The sequence below is a fragment of the Salinimicrobium oceani genome (assembly GCF_012037645.1).
In genome coordinates this window covers 1-400 of the sequence record NZ_JAAVJR010000868.1, presented here as the reverse complement: position 1 = coordinate 400, position 400 = coordinate 1, and the positions used below count along the sequence as shown (strand labels likewise).

Sequence of the window (400 nt, the reverse complement as noted above, 5' to 3'; positions counted from 1 at the left end):
CGAAAATGAAGATAGAATGGGGATCCCAGATCAGGAATTATGTGATGCATCCCTACAAATTGGTCAAAGACGTTCGCACGGGAGAAGAAACCGGAAATGTTGATGCCGTGATGGATGGAGACATAGACAGCTTTCTGAAAGCTTTTTTGATGATGATGGGACAGAAGGTCGAAGAATAGTGGTCAGTGATCAGTGGTCAGTGATCAGAGGTCAGTGATCCTCATAACTATAACTTATAACTCATAACTCATAACTCATAACTCATAACTCATAACTGTAAAAAATGATAATCATCTACCATAACCCCCGCTGTAGCAAATCAAGAGAAGGATTGAAAGTTTTAGAAGCTTCCGGTAAGGATTTCCAGGTAAGGGAATATTTAAAGGATCCACTTTCTGAA

2 pseudogenes are annotated in these 400 nt (G+C 39.8%); both read left to right on the top strand.

What is annotated here, in order from left to right:
- A pseudogene (gene prfB, locus HC175_RS19800) lies at nucleotides 1-179 on the top strand (peptide chain release factor 2); the annotation flags it as partial.
- 104 nt (nucleotides 180-283) lie between these two features.
- Nucleotides 284-400: pseudogene (locus HC175_RS24450) on the top strand (arsenate reductase); the annotation flags it as partial.